Raw genomic sequence first — 19,450 nt, forward strand, 5'->3', positions numbered from 1 at the left:
CGAATCCTGTTACCGGGGCTGTTGCTCCATCGGCAATGCTTTACACACATTGCCTGTGCAGCTGAATTTCAATTCGGGATGACCGCCAAAATCGTTCACGTACATCATGCTGAACTGGCTAACGCTGCCGTCGGTCACGCTGAAATCGAGAGAGGACTTTGGTGAAACCATAATCCCAGGGAAGTCAGTCAGCCTGTCGCCGCCCTGCGCTTCAGGCTTGCGGCTTAAGCCGATTAAGGTAACGAAGTACGGCGTTGGGTTATCCACACTCCAGCGCTGCCCCTGCTTATGAAAGACCAGTTGGTTTTGCCACACGGCGCCCGGTGTTTCCGGCACGATGGCGGTAGGACGGTAGAACAGTTTGATGCGCGACTGCATCGCCAGTTGCAGCACGTTCGGCTTATCCGGCTTGGGCGGAATTTCACGCACATTCAGGTAGAACAGACTTTCGCGATCCTGCGGCAGAGCGTTAATACCGCTGGTTTTTGTCACTCGCGCAATGCCCTTTTGCCCGCCGTTAATCCGTTGCAGCGGCGGTAAAACCATCAACGGCGAGGTAATTTTTGTTCCATTAGCGTCTTCCACCCACGACTGAGCCAGAAACGGAATGCTCGGACTGGTGTTGGTTAAGTTCGCGCTGACAGATCGCGCATCACCGGTGATGATCAGACGGGTACGGTCAAGTGCAATACCCGCCCATGAGGCGTTGATCTCTGCAATAAAAAGCAGACCGCAGACCACGGGTTTGAGCCAACGCTGCACGGAGTAAAATGCTTGATTTTTCATGACAAAATTCATTCAGGTTATTGATATTATTCACAAGGCAACAGCACGTTACCTTCCGGGTTGATTTGTTGCGGCACCTGTAAGTGACACTGCGCGCGACCGCCCCAGGCAACAGAAAGACGCTCGGCTGGATTCACACCCGCAATCCAGGCCATGCCGTTTTCCATCACCATGGCGACGCTGACACCGTTGGCGTTAAACACTTCGGCACCAAACGGCGGTACCGAACCATCTTTCAGGCGCAGCAGCGCCATCATTTTTTGCCCCTGCGCCACAGCGAAGCGCTGATAACCAATCGCGCCTTCCGTCAGGGTGTTGGTGACGATGGCTTTGGTCGCGGAAATGTCCTCGTCCATTGCGTCCACATCGATACGGGTATCAAAGCTGTGATAGCTGACGACGTCCGGTACGACGGCAATACCGAAGCGGTTTGAGTGCGCCTGTTCGCCGTTCAGCGGTACATTCGCCACACCGTCGGTATCAACCATCACCCTGGCGGTATTCATCGACGCCTGGCTGTTGTGTAGCGCCGCGCCATGACGCGTTGCGGTAAAGCCGCCGCGCATCGTGCCGCCAACGGAGAAATAGCGTGATTGCTGCCAGCTGACGTTAGATTCCAGTTCCGCCATCATGCTGCGATGCTTGTAGTAGCCATCAAACGCGGTGTGCCCTTCACCGGAAACCCCTGCGCGCAGTCGCCATGGATTGTTACGGTCGCGGTTATCGGAATACGAAACCATCTGACTGGTCTGGCTGCCGCTGTTTTGCACTTCATAATCCATTGAGCGGCCATCGCTCCATGGCACCGAAATGGACAGCGAAAGGCTGTCGTCCCGTTTGCCCTGATACTCAGAGCGGTAAGCGGCAAGGTTGGCGCTGATCCCCTGAATGCCTGCGAACGAAAAGCTGTGCCCCATCGACATCCCGTAACGATCCTGAGAGCCACGATCCCAGTAATTCTGGTGGGTATAGGTCAGGTACAGCGTGGTCGCTAATTGCGGGTCGTCAGCAAAAAAGGTCTTGTTACCGGTGATGGTGTACATCTCTTTTTCGTTGCCGGCGCTGTTGTTATTTTCATACTGCTCGTCGAGGAACTGCGAGAAGGTACGGAAGTTACGCTGTGAAAAACGGTAACCGGCAAAGGTGATGGCGCTGTTGTATTCATCAAAGGTTTTGGCATAGCTGAGCTTAAAGGACATCCCTTTTTGTTCAGCCTGATGCTTCACCCGGCTCACGGATTGCGTCGCATCAGCCGACAGCGCGCCCAGCCAGCTCAAATCCCGCCCAATCCCCATCGACCAGGCGTTATAGCGATCGCCAGTGAGTAACGCGCCACCATACAGTGACCACGCATTGCTGACCCCCCATGAAAAATCACCGCTATAAAATGCAGGTCCCTGAACGTCGTGGTTATAACGCGATGGCTTACCGACGGCGGCGTTGTAACGAACATAGCCCGGGCGCGTCAGGTAAGGGATATCGGCCGTATTGACCTGAAAGGTTTGTACACTGCCATCCTGCTCTTCGACGCGAACATCCAGCGTGCCGCGTACCGAGCCATGTAGATCCTGAATATTAAATGGCCCCGCAGGAACGGTGGTTTGATAGATAACACGCCCCTGCTGACTGACGGTGACCTTCGCATTACTGCGGGCGATGCCGTGCACTTCGGGCGCGTAGCCCTGCAAATTTGGTGGTAGCATGCGCTCGTCGCTGGCGAGGTTAGCCCCGGTAAATCGCACTGAATCAAACACCTGGGAATTCAGATATATTTCACCGACCGTCAGTTTTGCAGCCTGCATCGGTAACGGGCGATAGGCATAGATCTGATCCCAGTCGATACGCCCACGATTTTCATCCGAAGCATAATTGGCCTGATACTGGCCACGAAAGCGCCACGCGCCGAGGTTAAAGCCCGTCTGTCCATAACCAGACAGTGAGCGGTAATGATCGCCACCTTGTTCGTAATGTGTGGCCTGGCCCGAAACGCTGTAGTCGAAAATCAGTCCCGCGACACCGTTATCCCAGCGCTCCGGCGGCGTCCAGTCTGGATCGGTATATTTCATCCATGCCTGAGGCACGGTAATGTCCAGTACGCCTGCGCTATTATTCAGCACCACACCCGGCAGGCGGGAAATGTCATAGCAGGTCGCGCTAATCGGATGAATATAGGTCAGCGCCTCTTCTTTGAGCGCCAGTAATTCGAGCTGTTGCGGCGTCAGGCACGCCATGGATTTATGCGAGTTGGCAGGATCAACGATATAACGGATCGACTGCTGAGGGATCTCCTGGCTGTTAATACGAACATCCAACAGATATTCTCCGGGAGTCACAAAGTTGCCTTCGGAAAAACGCTGTAAATCGACATTTTGTCTGTCACTGGCATCCAGGACGTCAGTATTAAATTCAATAGACTCATCCGCTTCAGCCCATGAAGAGGCACAGACCAGAGCAATTAAAAGCGCCAGACGTTTTTTATCTGTTTTCAGCGTGATCATTTTCGTTCGCAAACCTTCAGATACCCGAATTGCTGTGCAGCTCAGAGATAATTCACAACAAAATGCGTGACTGCAGTAAATTCACCAGACGTCATTCTTCCGTCGCGGGAGATCAAATAAGCCGTAAAATTGAGCGTGTTTTTCCCGGGGTTAAGCGCATAATCTGGTGATGGCTCACCTAAATGAATTTGCTTGCCTTTGCCGTCATATATTTCTATCGCTAAATTTTCAGTTTCCGATTGCACGCTCAGATAATCAGGATTGTCACTATCCGGTGCGCCGGAAAAGGTAATATTGGCGCGTTGGAACAGATTCCCAGGGTGTTGAGAATCCCCTAATGAACATCCCAGCAAATGAATGCTGAAATCATGCGCAGATACTTTTTCAGGTTTTCCGGAAATATCTCTGGCTGAGAGGTCATCAAATTCAACCAGCAGCGACCGGTCGCGTGGATCGACATAACAGGCAGCCTCAATAATATTTCCCCGCATGCGCATTTTGCCGGGCGTACTGACAAGACGATGGGTGTCAGCCAAAACCCATGCAGGCGATATGAAGATAAAAAGCAGTAAAATACGCCATCCAGGCATCACCGCATTTCCTTTCAGTTATTCGCAGGAAGGGTTAAGCAGGCGCATAATTGCGCCCGCAGCAGATCGTTACTGATAATCGATCTGGAAATTAACGGTAGATTCGAAGTCACCCGGGGTTACGGCTGCGGATGCGTTGTTGGCCTGCAGGTAAGCAACGAAATCAATGTCGGTTTCGCCATCGGTAATGTTGACCTGAGATGCGGCTTCGCCCCATTTCACGTCCTGATTACCACTGTCAATCATACCGATGCCCGCGCCTTTTGCTGTACCCGAGGTAAATGCAGCCAGCGCATTGTTGTCGGTATCAATCGTTGCCGGGGTGTAGGTTACTGTGGCGGTTTTCGCAACAGTTGTATCGCAGCCCTGCAGAACGATTTTGGCATGCTTAACACCAGCACGTTGGTTGTCTTTTAACTGAGAAGTTGGGATCTCACCAAAATTAACCTGCACCGGGCTGGATTCAGGGGCCAGACCGCATGCGGAATTAACCAGAGAACCAGTGAAGTGAATTTTACCGTTAGTCGGTTCAACATTTTTTGCAGCGAAAGCAGAAGATGCAGTAAAAGTCATTCCCGCCATCAGCGCACAAGCCACAGCCACGTTTTTCATTTTCATATTACTACTTAACCTTATATCTGTTTTTTGGTTATTCCGACGATCTATTTCCACAGACAATTTATGCAAGGGAAACCCTGATCTGCTGGTGGCGGAAGCGCATTTCCTTGCAAACAATCCATCTCAAGCCACCCTGTATTTTGAACTTCATTGGTATTCCATCCGAAATACCGCCCACAGTTGTTTACGCTGTTTCGGGGCTTATATTAAGTCGACGAAAAAATGACACAATGCAAAAATCCGGTATTAATCAAACTCAGGGAATCGTGTTGTAACACTGTCTGTAGAGCGATCGTTTACCTAAAAAATAGCCAAAAAACACGCCAATACCAGTGTTAATGTCTATTATTTATAATTTTTATAGAGTTTTTATCTATCAACTATTTTTTTATTTAGCCAGAAGAACAGGCAAAATGTATTTATGAATGTTTTGTAAAAATGAAATTGGGCATCAAAAGCGAGTAATGACAATAAGATAGTGAAAGAGAGGAAGGAGATTGGAGGATTCTATTAGATATATTAAGAGATTGTTATATAAATATTAATAAAGCGATCTATGGTGCAATCATTTTTTATAAATGAATTATGTTATGCTATTGCTTCCCCCACTCGAATGCGAGATATCCTGCTTTAAAGGAGACATCAGTGATTTCTCATATACCAATAAACAAAATTAAATCCGTAATTATTGGTGAAGGCTTAGTTTTCAGACCACATAAAAATACCCTAAAAGACCTGGCATCTGGTGAAATGGCCACATTGAATAATGTGGCAACACAATTACTGCTCTATCTGTTGCAAAATGGTAAAGAGATATCCTCGCGCGATGAAATTCTGCGGAATGTTTTCCAGCATAATGGCGCCAGAGCGACGGATGCTAATCTCAATCAGCACATTTCATTTCTGCGCAAAGCAATAACGTCTACGGGCCATCCTGCAGAACTGATCGTCACCATTCCGCGAATAGGATTTCGGATGAGCGACGCCAGTATCAATATTCAGCAACTGGAGGAATCGCAAGCGCCCACCAGAATAGTCAATGTTGCATTGACGCCCAGGAAAAAGAAACGAAACCTGTGGCCTGTCACGATAACAACGTTAATTACCGGCATCGCCGTGCTGGCGACAGCGTGGTTAACATGGATACCCAATGAAATCGCGATGACGGACGCGGCGATCCTGCGGACTATCGACTACGAGCAATGCCGTGTGCATATATTAGGAAACGCCCTCACCGACACCATAACCGAAAAAAAAGCGCTGGATATTTTCAAGTCCGTGGGTATTAACCCCAACTGTTCGTACCCAAAAGATCTGTATCTCAATACCTGGGCGAGCAACCATAATCTGGTTGAGTGGTCGTTTGCCGCTGAATGCGGGCTAAACCTCGGTTATTACCATTGCATCAGCCAGTATCGCCATCATGAGGAATGATATGAAGCAGGAAAGCGATCACTCTCCTTTACTATGGTCAGTCGTGATTGCCATTTTTGGGCTAGCGGCTATCGCTTTTTTTATTATCGCCGGGAATGCGAAAAAACAAGAAATCAGTTTTTCCTGCTCCTCGGAATTCACGTCGATACTCGACATCCAGAATACAAAAAAGGAACTCCACGGAATAATGCTGATAACCAGCTACAACTCCGGACACCTTTCATTGTCAGTCCAGGGGAAACTCAAAAGTGACGACGGCGAGTTCGCTGTTAACCGAAAACTGTTTTTTCGCTATGCCCGTCCACTCGGCCATACCGCAGGCGTTTTTATGCTCACTCCCGATGGTCGGGAAAAATCCCCCGATGATGATGCAACGGACGCTGTCGACTATCTCTTCTTCGACGCTTACGAACGTGCCGACAAGCTGTATATGCTAAAGCACCTGAATGAGGAAACGGTTCTTATTGGCGATAACTTTTCACCCCGCTTCGCCTGCGTGATGAATCACTTCGCGAGTTAATCGCCTTCTGGATATCCGTCGGGTTAAGGATGACCTGATGTGTTGCCCACCCGAAAGCTCGGGCGCGGTCGATAAAGCGTGGTAATGAGAATATTATTTTTGCAGGCTAAAACGACGAAAGCCTGAATCATTTCTGATTCAGGCTTTCTGAATAGTGGCGGAATGGACGGGACTCGAACCCGCGACCCCCTGCGTGACAGGCAGGTATTCTAACCAACTGAACTACCACTCCGCGTTGTGTTCCGCTTGGGAACGAAGCGAATATTACGGATTGCCTCGCGCCTCGTCAACGCTTTTTCTCACGTTTTTAATCGTTTGCTGCAAAAATCACCCGAATGGCCATTTTCATACGGTAAACGTACAAACTATGCCCGCCAGAGGCAACTTCCGCCTTTCTTCTGCACCAGGTCAAGGCGTGACTCATGGGCCGCTAACTCTTCATCAGTGGCGAAAACAACGCGTAGTTTACTGGACTGTCGCACAATACGCTGGATCCCCGTGTCATTCTGCTGCTGGCTGTCGCCTTCCATTGAGAACGCCATCGTGGTCTGCCCGCCGGTCATCATCAGATAAACGTCGGCCAGAATCTGGGCATCGAGCAATGCGCCGTGCAGGGTTCGTTTACTGTTGTCTATCTCATAGCGCGAGCATAACGCATCAAGGCTGTTTCGCTTGCCAGGAAACATTTTCCTCGCCAGCGCCAGGCTATCGGTTATTTTGCAAAATTCATTCGTCTTCGGAATATCACGCTTGAGCTTCGCGAATTCGTAATCCATAAAGCCGATATCGAACGATGCGTTATGAATGACCAGCTCCGCGCCGCGAATGTAGTCGAGAAACTCGTCGGCTACATCGGCAAACGTAGGTTTATCGAGCAGGAATTCGTCTGCGATTCCGTGTACGCCGAACGCTTCCGGGTCCACCAGCCGGTCCGGCTTCAGGTAAACGTGGAAGTTATTGCCGGTCAGGCGGCGGTTCACCACTTCAACCGCACCGATCTCAATGATCTTGTGGCCTTCATAGTGGGCGCCAATCTGGTTCATACCGGTGGTTTCGGTATCGAGGACGATCTGTCGTGTAATTCCAGTGCTCATAACGGTCATTTATGTCAGACTTATCGTTTGATTTCGATTTGCTAAAACAGGAAGTCTACCAGAGATGCTTAAACAGGTAGAAATTTTCACCGATGGTTCTTGCCTGGGAAATCCAGGGCCTGGTGGTTATGGGGCGATTTTACGCTATCGCGGGCGCGAAAAAACCTTTAGCGAGGGCTACAACCTCACCACTAATAATCGCATGGAGCTGATGGCGGCAATCGTTGCGCTGGAAGCCCTGAAAGAACAGTGTGAAGTGATACTCAGCACGGACAGCCAGTATGTGCGTCAAGGCATTACGCAGTGGATCCACAACTGGAAGAAGCGCGGCTGGAAAACAGCAGATAAAAAACCGGTGAAGAACGTCGATCTGTGGAAACGTCTCGATGCCGCGCTGGGGCCGCATCAAATCAAATGGGAATGGGTTAAAGGCCATGCGGGCCATCCGGAAAACGAACGCTGCGATGAGCTTGCGCGCACCGCGGCCATGAGCCCGACTCAGGATGATATTGGGTATCAGACTGAGGCTTAAGCGTCCGGTTTACGGTATTGCCGGGTCGCGCCAACGGCATGACGGATAGGCGTTTTGCTTTTATTTTGTTTCATCGGGTTGAGCGTAAGCGGAATGGTTCGCTTGCGCGCAACCACCAGCTGTAAACAGCCCAGCGCGGGGATATGGGCGCTCAACATTTTCCCGCCCTTCTTGTTCCAGGGCAGAACATGAAAACGACTATAGTGCAGCACTTCAAAATTCAGTAATGATAGCCAGTCCAGTTGACGCATGAGGGTAAACATCCGACTGTTATAGGGCGATGTCTTGCGCAATACGGGCACCAGTTTACGCAATCCCATCAAGCTTACCGGGTTAAAACCGCTCAGAATCAACCAGCCGTCATCAATCAACACGCGATCGGCTTCACGCAGTAGGCGATGCGGATCGGAGCACCACGGTAACGTATGGGCCAATAAACAGACATCCACGGACTTATCGGCAAAGGGAAGATGCAAAGGATCGGCCGTCACCTGCATGGGAGATCCCTGCAAAGAAACATTTACCTGATGAGAAACCGCGCACGCTTCAGAATCGATTTCTGCGCTTAAATTACCAACCTTAAGCAGATGAAAACCGTACATTTTTGCAAACCACGGGTTAAGCTGATGCTCCAGCGCCTCACGATAATGTTCGCCCCAGGGCAAATCATCCCAGCTAACGGGCGCTACGACAGTTTGAGGGATCCTTGCCGGTTTCATCACAACCTTCCGTTACGCATTGAGAGGTAATATATGAATCTTAACAGTATTCCTGCATTTCAGGACAATTACATCTGGGTCCTGTCAAATAATGACCAGCATTGTCTGATTGTGGACCCGGGTGAAGCGGCTCCTGTTTTGAAAGCCATTGCAGAGCATAACTGGGTGCCGGAAGCCATTCTGCTAACCCACCATCATCAGGATCACGTGGGTGGAGTGAAAGAACTCCTGCAACATTTCCCACAATTAGTGGTATACGGACCGGCTGAAACGCAAGATAAGGGAACGACACACGTAGTTGAAGATGGCGATATTGCACTCGTTTTGGGGCATGAATTTAGGGTAATTGCCACTCCGGGTCACACTTTAGGACATATCTGTTACTTTAGCCACCCTTACTTATTTTGTGGTGACACGCTCTTTTCTGGCGGTTGCGGTCGACTTTTCGAAGGTACAGCAACTCAAATGTATCAATCACTTAAAAAAATAAACGAACTTCCTGACGATACATTAATTTGTTGCGCACATGAGTACACATTAGCAAACATGAAGTTTGCCTTAAGCATTCTCCCGCACGATTCGTTCATAAATGAATATTATCGTAAAGTTAATGAGTTACGCGTAAAAAAACAAATGACACTACCCGTAATTCTGAAAAATGAGCGGCGAAATAATCTTTTTTTGAGAACGGAAGATATTGATTTAATTAATGAAATAAACAAAGAAACAATATTGCAACAACCTGAAGAGCGTTTTGCCTGGTTAAGGTCAAAGAAAGATACGTTCTGACAATTCCGGGTTGCCTTTTGAAAACTTCGCCGTTATGATCGGTCGTCTTTTAAGCAACTATTGACACACACATGAAGGCAAAAGCGATATTACTCGCCTCTGTCCTGCTTGTTGGGTGCCAGAATACTGGTAACGTCCAACAACACGCACAGAGCCTTTCTGCAGCTGGTCAAGGGGAAGCAGGAAAGTTTACAAGTCAGGCGCGATGGATGGACGACGGAACATCTATCGCTGCTGATCAAGATTTGTGGGCTTTCATTGGTGACGAGCTAAAGATGGGAATTCCGGAAAACAGCCGGATTCGCGAACAGAAACAGAAGTATTTACGCAATAAGAGCTATCTCCACGATGTAACTTTACGGGCAGAGCCGTATATGTACTGGATAGCCGGGCAGGTTAAGAAACGTAACATGCCTATGGAACTGGTACTACTACCCATAGTGGAGAGCGCTTTTGATCCTCACGCAACGTCTGGCGCCAATGCCGCAGGTATTTGGCAGATCATTCCGAGCACGGGGCGCAATTATGGTTTAAAACAGACCCGCAGTTATGATGCACGTCGCGACGTTGTGGCTTCCACCACCGCCGCGCTGGACATGATGCAGCGTCTGAACAAGATGTTTGATGGCGACTGGCTGCTGACCGTTGCTGCTTATAATAGCGGTGAAGGTCGTGTCATGAAGGCAATCAAAACGAACAAAGCTCGTGGTAAACCCACTGACTTCTGGTCGTTGCCATTGCCTCAGGAAACGAAGCTATACGTGCCCAAAATGCTGGCATTGAGCGATATACTCAAAAACAGCAAACGCTATGGCGTACGTCTGCCAACAACAGACGAAAGCCGCGCGTTGGCACGTGTTCGCCTGAGTAGCCCGGTTGAGATGGCTCAGGTTGCTGATATGGCGGGTATTTCCGTCAGCAAGCTGAAGACCTTCAATGCAGGCGTGAAAGGCTCCACGTTGGGTGCCAGCGGCCCGCAATATGTGATGGTGCCAAAGAAGCATGCAGAGAAGCTGCGTGAGTCTCTGGCTTCAGGTGAAATTGCAGCCGTGCAGTCAACGCTGGTCGCGGATAACACGCCGCTGAACAGTCGTAGCTACAAAGTTCGCTCTGGCGATACGCTTTCTGGCGTCGCGTCACGCCTTGGCGTGAGCACCAATGACCTTAAGCAGTGGAATAATCTGCGCGGGTCATCCCTGAAAGTGGGTCAAAGCCTGACGGTGGGTGCGGGTACCAGCGCACAGCGTCTGGCGAACAACAGCGATAGCATCACCTATCGTGTGCGTAAAGGCGACTCGCTGTCGAGCATTGCCAAACGTCACGGGGTTAACATCAAAGATGTCATGCGCTGGAACAGCGATACGGACAATCTACAGCCAGGCGATCAGCTCACGTTGTTTGTGAAAAACAACGGTATGCCGGACTCCTGATAGCATTCTAGAAATGAAGGCACTGGATTCCCCCCAGTGCCTTTTTTATTTATCCCGCTTTATGTGCCTCAACCATTATCGTGTCGCTGGTAAACGAGCCATCTTCCTGTAACGCAAAGTAGGCTTTCACGTCTGCAGAAGCACTTTGTTGGTATGCACGAATCGCGTCGCTCAACGCCGCGGGCGTACGCATCCTCGCGACCCACGAACTGAACTCCAGTGGCAGGCGATCGGTTAACAAAGTATCGGCAATCAAATTGGCATCGTTGATTAACGACAGCCACTCTCCACTGGAATAGTTACGAACATGCGAGGTATCGCGTAACGCCTCCACGGTTTGCAACCAGATATCACGTACTGGGTGGCCTGGTGACATCACATCCATCACAATCAATACACCACCGGGCTTCAGAACGCGGTTCACTTCCCGCAGCGCGCGTCCGACATCATGCCAGTGATGCGCAGAATAGCGGCTAATCACCACGTCAAATTCGCTATCTTCAAATGGCAGACTTTCGGCATAACCCTGGCGTGTGGCGACATTCTCCAGGCCTCTGTCATTTGCCGCCTCAGCGACCACCTCAAGCATCTGCGACGATAAATCATAAGCCACAACCTGCTTTACGTGTTGCGCGGCTACAAAGCTGGCATGCCCCGCTCCACATCCCATATCCAACACACGGGCCTGCGGAAATGCCGATAACCTTTCCCCCAGACGTTGCAAGTCACGGCCAGAGGCGTGCACCGTACTGGTTAAATAGGCATTAGCTTGAGAGCCAAACTGTTTTTCGACGTTGTCATGGTGAGAGCGAGTTGTCATTGTGTTGTCCTTCGGTTGTTGTGAAATAGGAAGGGCAACCATCACAGGCCTGCCCTACGGCAGACCTGACACACTGTTATTGTTCAGGTTTGCCGGGACTGAATTCAACGAGTAGCGGGTTGTGATCGGATGCACGGGTGACCAGCACAGAGGCTTCACTCACGTTCAGACCACGATAGAACACAAAATCGAGAGGGCGACCAAACGCGCGTCGGCGCTGATCGTCGGTAAAACGTACCTGGCGCAGCGACATTTCACGCGCAAAGCGGTACAGCGCATTCATCCGTCGACGACTCCAGGCATTAAAATCACCGGCCATAATAACCGGACCGCTGTGATGAGCAATCTGATCGCCAATGGGAAGTAACTGCTTACTATAAACATCGACGCCGAGGCTAAAGTTAACCGCGTGGATATTCACCACCATTAATAATCGGGAGTCAGGCAGCGGATACACCGTTACCAGAGCCGATTTTGCCAGCCGTAAAATAGGCTCACGCTCGCGCAATGGACAACAGTAAACAGGATGAGCAGCAGAGAGCGTCATGACGCCAGAGGGATGCTGAGGCAGCACAAAGGCAGGAACCTGATCGGCAGCAAGGTAGTTAGCGGTCGCAAACTGCACCAGTTCTGGCGTGGTTTGCGCTTCCTGTAATAATACCAGATGCGCATCTTTGCCAAAATTCTTCAGCACCGACTGCCATTCTGCGCGCTGCTGTTTAAAAATATTCCATACCAGCACGCGAATGCGGTCTTCACTACTTAACGGAACGCCTGCGGGTAATGCCTGGCCAATATGCGCAAACGACCCCGGCGGTAAAATCCGCTCGGCGGGTTGTCCGGCAACATAACGCATGGCATAGGTGTTTTTTCGCACTTTAGACTTTCAAACCTCTGTAACGTCAACCAGTCCGCAGCCGGACTGGTTCTTCTGTTATAGGGATTTTAGCACTCACTTTCAACGAACAATTGCAGTTTGTTTTGTAAGTGGGCGCTTACATCAATGATTTACCCCAGAGCAACACGCACGGGTTTATCAAGACGACCGCTGACACCCATCAGCAGGAAAGCTACCAGAACAATGAGGGCGCCAATCCACGGCGTCTGTGCTAAACCATAATGCTCGACCGTTTGCCCGCCAATCACTGACCCCAGCGCAATCCCAATGTTAAACGCCGCAATGTTTAACCCTGACGCCACATCTACAGCATTAGGCGTAAATTGCTCAGCTTTCTGTACCACGTAGACCTGCAATCCCGGTACGTTACCAAAGGCAAAGATCCCCATCACCAGAATGGTAGCCAGCGCGGCGTACTGCGTGGAGGCCGTCAGTTGGAAGACCATCAGCAGAACAAACAGCGCGGCGAAAATGAATTTCAGCGCCGGAACCGCACCATGTTTATCCGCCAGCTTACCGCCCCAGATATTACCGATAGCCACTGAAACACCGTAACCCAGTAAGATCCAGCTTACTGCTGCCGGGGAGTACCCCGCCAGATCCTGCATCATCGGTGCAAGGAAGGTGAATGCCGTGAATACACCGCCGTAGCCCAGTGCCGTAACGGCGTAAATCAGCAACAGACGGGGATGAGTCAGCACCTTCACCTGGTCGCGAATGCTGGCGGCAGCACGACCGGGAATGTTGGCAGGGATCAGTAACTGGCTGCTGATCAGTGCAATCACGCCTAACATTGATACCGCGAGGAAAGTCTCGCGCCAGCCAAAGTGCTGACCGATAAATGTTCCCAGCGGCACGCCGGTGACCAGCGCCACCGTTAAGCCACCAAACATAATGGCAATGGCGGAAGCCGCTTTCTCTTTTGGCACCAGACTTGTCGCGATGGTAGAACCAATCGAGAAGAATACGCCATGTGCCAGTCCAGTCAGCAGACGAGCAATAATGAGTGTCATATACCCGGGTGCCTGCCATGCCAGCAAATTCCCCGCCGTAAACAGAACCATCAGCGCAACCAGTAACTGTTTACGTGGCAGGCGTCCGGTCAGAGCGGTCAGTACCGGCGCGCCAATTGCCACACCCAGCGCATAAATTGAAACCAGCATTCCGGCTGAAGGTAACGAGATCGCCAGCTGTTGAGCGATGGTCGGCACCAGACCAACAATCACAAACTCAGTAGTGCCTATAGCGAAGGCACTTATTGTTAGTGCAAATAAAGCGAGAGGCATAAATAACTCCGTAACATCAGTAATCAGATGACACGCAGTATGCCTGGATGTTTTAATGACAAAAATATTCAAAATCTCAATATAATTTTGCGTCAGGTGCAAAAATGAAAGCAACCTCCGAAGAACTTGCAATTTTTGTGGCGGTAGTGGAAAGCGGCAGCTTTAGCCGGGCGGCAGAACAGCTTGGACAAGCCAATTCCGCGGTCAGCCGGGCAGTAAAAAAGCTGGAGATGAAATTGGGCGTCAGTTTGCTTAATCGCACGACCCGACAGCTAAGCCTGACCGAAGAAGGAGAGCGCTACTTCAGGCGGGTGCAGCAGATACTGCAAGAGATGGCTGCAGCAGAAACGGAAATCATGGAGTCGCGCAATACTCCGCGCGGCCTGCTGCGCATCGACGCAGCAACACCGGTGATGTTGCATTTCCTGATGCCGCTAATCAAGCCGTTCCGGGAACGGTATCCCGAGATGACGTTGTCTCTCGTCTCCTCAGAAACGTTCATCAATCTTATTGAACGAAAAGTGGATGTTGCTATACGAGCGGGTACACTGACTGACTCGAGTCTACGTGCGCGTCCGCTATTTACCAGCTATCGTAAGATTATTGCCTCACCGGACTACATTGCCCGTTTTGGCAAGCCAGAGAGCGTCGAGGAGTTAAATCAGCATCTGTGTCTGGGGTTTTCCGAACCGGTTTCACTCAATACCTGGCCGATTGCCTGTAGCGACGGACAGCTGCATGAGGTTGAGTGCGGAATTTCTTCCAACAGTGGAGAAACGCTAAAACAGCTTTGCCTGAATGGCAACGGCATCGCATGTCTTTCAGATTATATGATAGATAAAGAGATCGCGCGGGGTGAACTGGTGGAGTTATTGGCAGATAAACGTCTGCCGGTAGAGATGCCTTTTAGCGCAGTTTATTACAGCGATCGTGCCGTCAGTACGCGCATCCGGGCATTTATCGACTTTTTAAGTGAATATATAAGAACAGCTCCCGAAGGAGCTGTGAAAGAGGGTTAATGGGTACAGAGGGTCAGGCAATTAATCCCAATCAGGGGCCAGACCTTCCGGGCTGACCAGACGATCGTTGCAGTCCAGTGCCGCGATCGCTTTTTTATCTTCGGCATCCAGATGCAGTTCCAGCGCCAGCAGGTTGCTTGCCAGGTTTTCACGTTTGGTAGAAGAAGGAATTACGGAGTAACCTTCCCCCATTGCCCATGCCAGAATAACCTGCGCCGGGGTCGCGTTATGTTTAGCGGCAATGTGCGCAATCACTTCATCTTTCAGCGCTTTACCGTAAGCCAGCGTCATGTAAGAGGTGATGTGGATACCGTGTGCTTTCGCCCAGTCAACCACCTTACGGCTCTGCAGATACGGAGAAAGCTCAATCTGGTTAGTCGCGATATTCTCTGCACCTACTGCGGCAATGGCTTTTTCCATCAGCGGAATGGTGAAGTTTGAGATACCAATTTCACGAGTCAGTCCCTGCTGTTTTGCTTCGAGCAGCGCCTGCATGAATTCCTCAACAGATACCGCATCACCTGGAGATGGCCAGTGGATCAGCGTCAGATCGACATAATCTGTACGCAACTTCTTCAGGCTTTCTTTCAGACTTGGGATCAGTTTTTCTTTGCTGAGATTTTCAATCCAGATCTTGGTGGTGATATACAGCTCGTTACGCGGTACGCCACTTTCGGCAATCGCCTGACCAACAGCCGCTTCATTATCATAGATTTGTGCAGTGTCGACAGCACGGTAGCCTAGCTCAAGCGCCGTTTTAACAGAAGCGATAACCACGTCGTCTTTCAGGCGGAAAGTACCTAAACCGAATGCAGGGATAGTCATAGAATTCCTCTTTATAATCACTATGTTCGTTAACTGAGAGGATTATGAGCTTTAGCTCTTTATAGAAAAAGAGTGAAAAATGCAGAGGATATTTGCGGATTCAGCAATAATTAAATTGCAGACAAAGAAAAAGCCCTGAGCGTTAGCTCAGGGCTCTTAATAAGTGGCGGAACGGACGGGACTCGAACCCGCGACCCCCTGCGTGACAGGCAGGTATTCTAACCAACTGAACTACCGCTCCACCGAATTTCTTTGTCACTACCCGGATTCTTCATCCCGGTTTACTGCAATTTGATGCCTGGCAGTTTATGAATCACTTTGTGATTCACCCTTCGGGCCGTTGCTTTGCAACGTTCAAAAGCTTTCGCTTTTGTCCTACTCTCTATCGAGTAGTGAACTGCCTCGAAAGTCAGTGCCATACTTCTAATTTGATGCCTGGCAGTTCCCTACTCTCGCATGGGGAGGCCCCACACTACCATCGGCGCTACGGCGTTTCACTTCTGAGTTCGGCATGGGGTCAGGTGGGACCACCGCGCTACAGCCGCCAGGCAAATTCTGTTTATCAACACACCTCCTGGGCATGTCGATGTTATCTGTATCAGGCTGAAAATATCTCTCTTCGCCAAAACATCTTCGGCGTTGTAAGGTTAAGCCTCACGGTTCATTAGTATCGGTTAGCTCAATGTATCGCTACACTTACACACCCGACCTATCAACGTCGTCGTCTTCAACGTTCCTTCAGGACCCTTAAAGGGTCAGGGAGAACTCATCTCGGGGCAAGTTTCGTGCTTAGATGCTTTCAGCACTTATCTCTTCCGCATTTAGCTACCGGGCAATGCCATTGGCATGACAACCCGAACACCAGTGATGCGTCCACTCCGGTCCTCTCGTACTAGGAGCAGCCCCCCTCAATTCTCCAGCGCCCACGGCAGATAGGGACCGAACTGTCTCACGACGTTCTAAACCCAGCTCGCGTACCACTTTAAATGGCGAACAGCCATACCCTTGGGACCTACTTCAGCCCCAGGATGTGATGAGCCGACATCGAGGTGCCAAACACCGCCGTCGATATGAACTCTTGGGCGGTATCAGCCTGTTATCCCCGGAGTACCTTTTATCCGTTGAGCGATGGCCCTTCCATTCAGAACCACCGGATCACTAAGACCTGCTTTCGCACCTGCTCGAGCCGTCACTCTCGCAGTCAAGCTAGCTTATGCCTTTGCACTAACCTCCTGATGTCCGACCAGGATTAGCTAACCTTCGTGCTCCTCCGTTACTCTTTAGGAGGAGACCGCCCCAGTCAAACTACCCACCAGACACTGTCCGCAACCCGGATTACGGGTCTACGTTAGAACACCAGCCATTAAAGGGTGGTATTTCAAGGATGGCTCCATGCAGACTGGCGTCCACACTTCAAAGCCTCCCACCTATCCTACACATCAAGGACCAGTGTTCAGTGTCAAGCTATAGTAAAGGTTCACGGGGTCTTTCCGTCTTGCCGCGGGTACACTGCATCTTCACAGCGAGTTCAATTTCACTGAGTCTCGGGTGGAGACAGCCTGGCCATCATTACGCCATTCGTGCAGGTCGGAACTTACCCGACAAGGAATTTCGCTACCTTAGGACCGTTATAGTTACGGCCGCCGTTTACCGGGGCTTCGATCAAGAGCTTCTCCTTACGGATAACCCCATCAATTAACCTTCCGGCACCGGGCAGGCGTCACACCGTATACGTCCACTTTCGTGTTTGCACAGTGCTGTGTTTTTAATAAACAGTTGCAGCCAGCTGGTATCTTCGACTGATTTCAGCTCCATGGGTAAACCACTTCACCTACATATCAGCGTGCCTTCTCCCGAAGTTACGGCACCATTTTGCCTAGTTCCTTCACCCGAGTTCTCTCAAGCGCCTTGGTATTCTCTACCTGACCACCTGTGTCGGTTTGGGGTACGATTTCGTGTTACCTGATGCTTAGAGGCTTTTCCTGGAAGCAGGGCATTTGTTACTTCAGCACCGTAGTGCCTCGTCATCACACCTCAGCGTTAATAAGGTACCGGATTTACCTGGAACCTCCGCCTACATGCTTAAACCGGGACAACCGTCGCCCGGCTAACATAGCCTTCTCCGTCCCCCCTTCGCAGTAACACCAAGTACAGGAATATTAACCTGTTTCCCATCGACTACGCCTTTCGGCCTCGCCTTAGGGGTCGACTCACCCTGCCCCGATTAACGTTGGACAGGAACCCTTGGTCTTCCGGCGTGCGGGTTTTTCACCCGCATTATCGTTACTTATGTCAGCATTCGCACTTCTGATACCTCCAGCATACCTCACGATACACCTTCAACGGCTTACAGAACGCTCCCCTACCCAACAACACATAGTGTCGCTGCCGCAGCTTCGGTGCATGGTTTAGCCCCGTTACATCTTCCGCGCAGGCCGACTCGACCAGTGAGCTATTACGCTTTCTTTAAATGATGGCTGCTTCTAAGCCAACATCCTGGCTGTCTGTGCCTTCCCACATCGTTTCCCACTTAACCATGACTTTGGGACCTTAGCTGGCGGTCTGGGTTGTTTCCCTCTTCACGACGGACGTTAGCACCCGCCGTGTGTCTCCCGTGATAACATTCTTCGGTATTCGCAGTTTGCATCGGGTTGGTAAGTCGGGATGACCCCCTAGCCGAAACAGTGCTCTACCCCCGAAGATGAATTCACGAGGCGCTACCTAAATAGCTTTCGGGGAGAACCAGCTATCTCCCGGTTTGATTGGCCTTTCACCCCCAGCCACAAGTCATCCGCTAATTTTTCAACATTAGTCGGTTCGGTCCTCCAGTTAGTGTTACCCAACCTTCAACCTGCCCATGGCTAGATCACCGGGTTTCGGGTCTATACCCTGCAACTTAACGCCCAGTTAAGACTCGGTTTCCCTTCGGCTCCCCTATTCGGTTAACCTTGCTACAGAATATAAGTCGCTGACCCATTATACAAAAGGTACGCAGTCACACCCCAAAGGGTGCTCCCACTGCTTGTACGTACACGGTTTCAGGTTCTTTTTCACTCCCCTCGCCGGGGTTCTTTTCGCCTTTCCCTCACGGTACTGGTTCACTATCGGTCAGTCAGGAGTATTTAGCCTTGGAGGATGGTCCCCCCATATTCAGACAGGATACCACGTGTCCCGCCCTACTCTTCGAGTTCACAACACATGCACTTTTGTGTACGGGACTTTCACCCTGTATCGTGCGACTTTCCAGACGCTTCCACTAACACACATGCTGATTCAGACTCTGGGCTGCTCCCCGTTCGCTCGCCGCTACTGGGGGAATCTCGGTTGATTTCTTTTCCTCGGGGTACTTAGATGTTTCAGTTCCCCCGGTTCGCTTCATTACGCTATGTATTCACGTAATGATAGTGTGTCGAAACACACTGGGTTTCCCCATTCGGAAATCGCCGGTTATAACGGTTCATATCACCTTACCGACGCTTATCGCAGATTAGCACGTCCTTCATCGCCTCTGACTGCCAGGGCATCCACCGTGTACGCTTAGTCGCTTAACCTCACAACCCGAAGATGTTTCTTTCGATTCATCATCGACTTG

15 protein-coding genes, 2 tRNA genes, 2 rRNA genes and 1 pseudogene are annotated in these 19,450 nt (G+C 50.5%); 6 read left to right on the forward strand and 14 right to left on the reverse strand.

Going from position 1 to position 19,450, the window contains the following annotated elements; all coding sequences use genetic code 11:
* Window positions 1-9: 9 nt before the first annotated feature.
* The 4 genes from JQN59_RS18465 to JQN59_RS18480 form a co-directional block, all read right to left on the reverse strand.
* Entirely contained in the window at window positions 10-786 is a 777-nt protein-coding gene (locus JQN59_RS18465) for a fimbrial biogenesis chaperone (protein ID WP_103015302.1), read from the reverse strand.
* A gap of 26 nt (window positions 787-812) precedes the next feature.
* Window positions 813-3,284 carry a fimbria/pilus outer membrane usher protein gene (locus JQN59_RS18470; RefSeq protein ID WP_048214876.1) on the reverse strand — a complete coding sequence of 824 codons (2,472 nt, stop codon included), beginning with the start codon at window positions 3,282-3,284 and terminating at the stop codon, window positions 813-815.
* 41 nt (window positions 3,285-3,325) lie between these two features.
* Window positions 3,326-3,874, reverse strand: coding sequence for a fimbrial protein (locus JQN59_RS18475; RefSeq protein ID WP_020996612.1), 549 nt, complete (start codon window positions 3,872-3,874; stop codon window positions 3,326-3,328).
* A 69-nt stretch (window positions 3,875-3,943) separates the two neighbouring features.
* The gene (locus JQN59_RS18480) at window positions 3,944-4,492 is read right to left on the reverse strand and encodes a fimbrial protein (RefSeq protein ID WP_003830808.1); all 549 of its coding nucleotides are present in this window, start codon (window positions 4,490-4,492) and stop codon (window positions 3,944-3,946) included.
* Between the two features lie 750 nt (window positions 4,493-5,242).
* Between JQN59_RS18480 and JQN59_RS18485 the strand changes: the two genes are divergently transcribed.
* Together JQN59_RS18485 and JQN59_RS18490 are read left to right on the forward strand one after the other, a co-directional pair.
* Window positions 5,243-5,926 carry a winged helix-turn-helix domain-containing protein gene (locus JQN59_RS18485; RefSeq protein ID WP_008783775.1) on the forward strand — a complete coding sequence of 228 codons (684 nt, stop codon included), beginning with the start codon at window positions 5,243-5,245 and terminating at the stop codon, window positions 5,924-5,926.
* A 1-nt stretch (window position 5,927) separates the two neighbouring features.
* Window positions 5,928-6,446, forward strand: a complete 519-nt coding sequence (locus JQN59_RS18490; RefSeq protein ID WP_003830806.1) for a hypothetical protein — start codon at window positions 5,928-5,930, stop codon at window positions 6,444-6,446.
* Window positions 6,447-6,601: 155 nt separating this feature from the next.
* On the opposite strand, the gene JQN59_RS18495 is transcribed toward JQN59_RS18490, so the two are convergent.
* Both JQN59_RS18495 and dnaQ read right to left on the reverse strand, forming a co-directional pair.
* A tRNA-Asp gene (locus JQN59_RS18495) sits at window positions 6,602-6,678 on the reverse strand.
* Window positions 6,679-6,811: 133 nt separating this feature from the next.
* Window positions 6,812-7,540 carry a DNA polymerase III subunit epsilon gene (gene dnaQ / locus JQN59_RS18500; RefSeq protein WP_095533177.1) on the reverse strand — a complete coding sequence of 243 codons (729 nt, stop codon included), beginning with the start codon at window positions 7,538-7,540 and terminating at the stop codon, window positions 6,812-6,814.
* Here dnaQ and rnhA point away from each other — a divergent pair.
* A pseudogene (gene rnhA, locus JQN59_RS18505) lies at window positions 7,494-8,072 on the forward strand (ribonuclease HI). The gene dnaQ and the pseudogene rnhA sit on opposite strands and share 47 nt — an antisense overlap.
* On the opposite strand, the gene JQN59_RS18510 reads toward rnhA, so the two are convergent.
* Window positions 8,069-8,791, reverse strand: coding sequence for a class I SAM-dependent methyltransferase (locus JQN59_RS18510; protein ID WP_048214878.1), 723 nt, complete (start codon window positions 8,789-8,791; stop codon window positions 8,069-8,071). The pseudogene rnhA and the gene JQN59_RS18510 sit on opposite strands and share 4 nt — an antisense overlap.
* A gap of 33 nt (window positions 8,792-8,824) precedes the next feature.
* Here JQN59_RS18510 and gloB point away from each other — a divergent pair, with 33 nt between their 5' ends.
* Window positions 8,825-9,580 (forward strand): hydroxyacylglutathione hydrolase, encoded by a 756-nt coding sequence (gloB, locus tag JQN59_RS18515; protein ID WP_048226445.1) that lies wholly within the window; start codon window positions 8,825-8,827, stop codon window positions 9,578-9,580.
* Between the two features lie 71 nt (window positions 9,581-9,651).
* Window positions 9,652-11,010, forward strand: coding sequence for a murein transglycosylase D (gene mltD / locus JQN59_RS18520; protein WP_048214879.1), 1,359 nt, complete (start codon window positions 9,652-9,654; stop codon window positions 11,008-11,010).
* Between the two features lie 49 nt (window positions 11,011-11,059).
* Here the strand turns inward: mltD and JQN59_RS18525 are convergent, their stop codons facing one another.
* The 3 genes from JQN59_RS18525 to JQN59_RS18535 form a co-directional block, all read right to left on the reverse strand.
* Window positions 11,060-11,830, reverse strand: a complete 771-nt coding sequence (locus JQN59_RS18525; protein WP_048214880.1) for a class I SAM-dependent methyltransferase — start codon at window positions 11,828-11,830, stop codon at window positions 11,060-11,062.
* A gap of 76 nt (window positions 11,831-11,906) precedes the next feature.
* Window positions 11,907-12,707, reverse strand: coding sequence for an endonuclease/exonuclease/phosphatase family protein (locus JQN59_RS18530; RefSeq protein ID WP_008783770.1), 801 nt, complete (start codon window positions 12,705-12,707; stop codon window positions 11,907-11,909).
* Between the two features lie 131 nt (window positions 12,708-12,838).
* Window positions 12,839-14,014, reverse strand: coding sequence for an MFS transporter (locus JQN59_RS18535; protein WP_149607822.1), 1,176 nt, complete (start codon window positions 14,012-14,014; stop codon window positions 12,839-12,841).
* 104 nt (window positions 14,015-14,118) lie between these two features.
* On the opposite strand from JQN59_RS18535, the gene yafC reads away from it, so the two are divergent.
* Complete coding sequence (gene yafC, locus JQN59_RS18540) at window positions 14,119-15,033, forward strand: DNA-binding transcriptional regulator YafC (protein ID WP_008783768.1); 915 nt, start codon at window positions 14,119-14,121, stop codon at window positions 15,031-15,033.
* 21 nt (window positions 15,034-15,054) lie between these two features.
* Here yafC and dkgB read toward each other — a convergent pair whose 3' ends face one another.
* The 4 genes from dkgB to JQN59_RS18560 form a co-directional block, all read right to left on the reverse strand.
* A complete protein-coding gene (gene dkgB, locus JQN59_RS18545) occupies window positions 15,055-15,858 on the reverse strand; it encodes a 2,5-didehydrogluconate reductase DkgB (RefSeq protein WP_003830794.1) in 804 nt (267 codons plus the stop codon).
* A 164-nt stretch (window positions 15,859-16,022) separates the two neighbouring features.
* Window positions 16,023-16,099: transfer RNA gene (locus tag JQN59_RS18550), tRNA-Asp, on the reverse strand.
* A 192-nt stretch (window positions 16,100-16,291) separates the two neighbouring features.
* Window positions 16,292-16,407, reverse strand: a 5S ribosomal RNA gene (gene rrf, locus JQN59_RS18555).
* A gap of 94 nt (window positions 16,408-16,501) precedes the next feature.
* Window positions 16,502-19,409, reverse strand: a 23S ribosomal RNA gene (locus tag JQN59_RS18560).
* Between the last annotated feature and the right edge of the window lie 41 nt (window positions 19,410-19,450).

The organism is Citrobacter sp. B72, from assembly GCF_016894305.1.
Lineage (GTDB): Bacteria > Pseudomonadota > Gammaproteobacteria > Enterobacterales > Enterobacteriaceae > Citrobacter > Citrobacter portucalensis.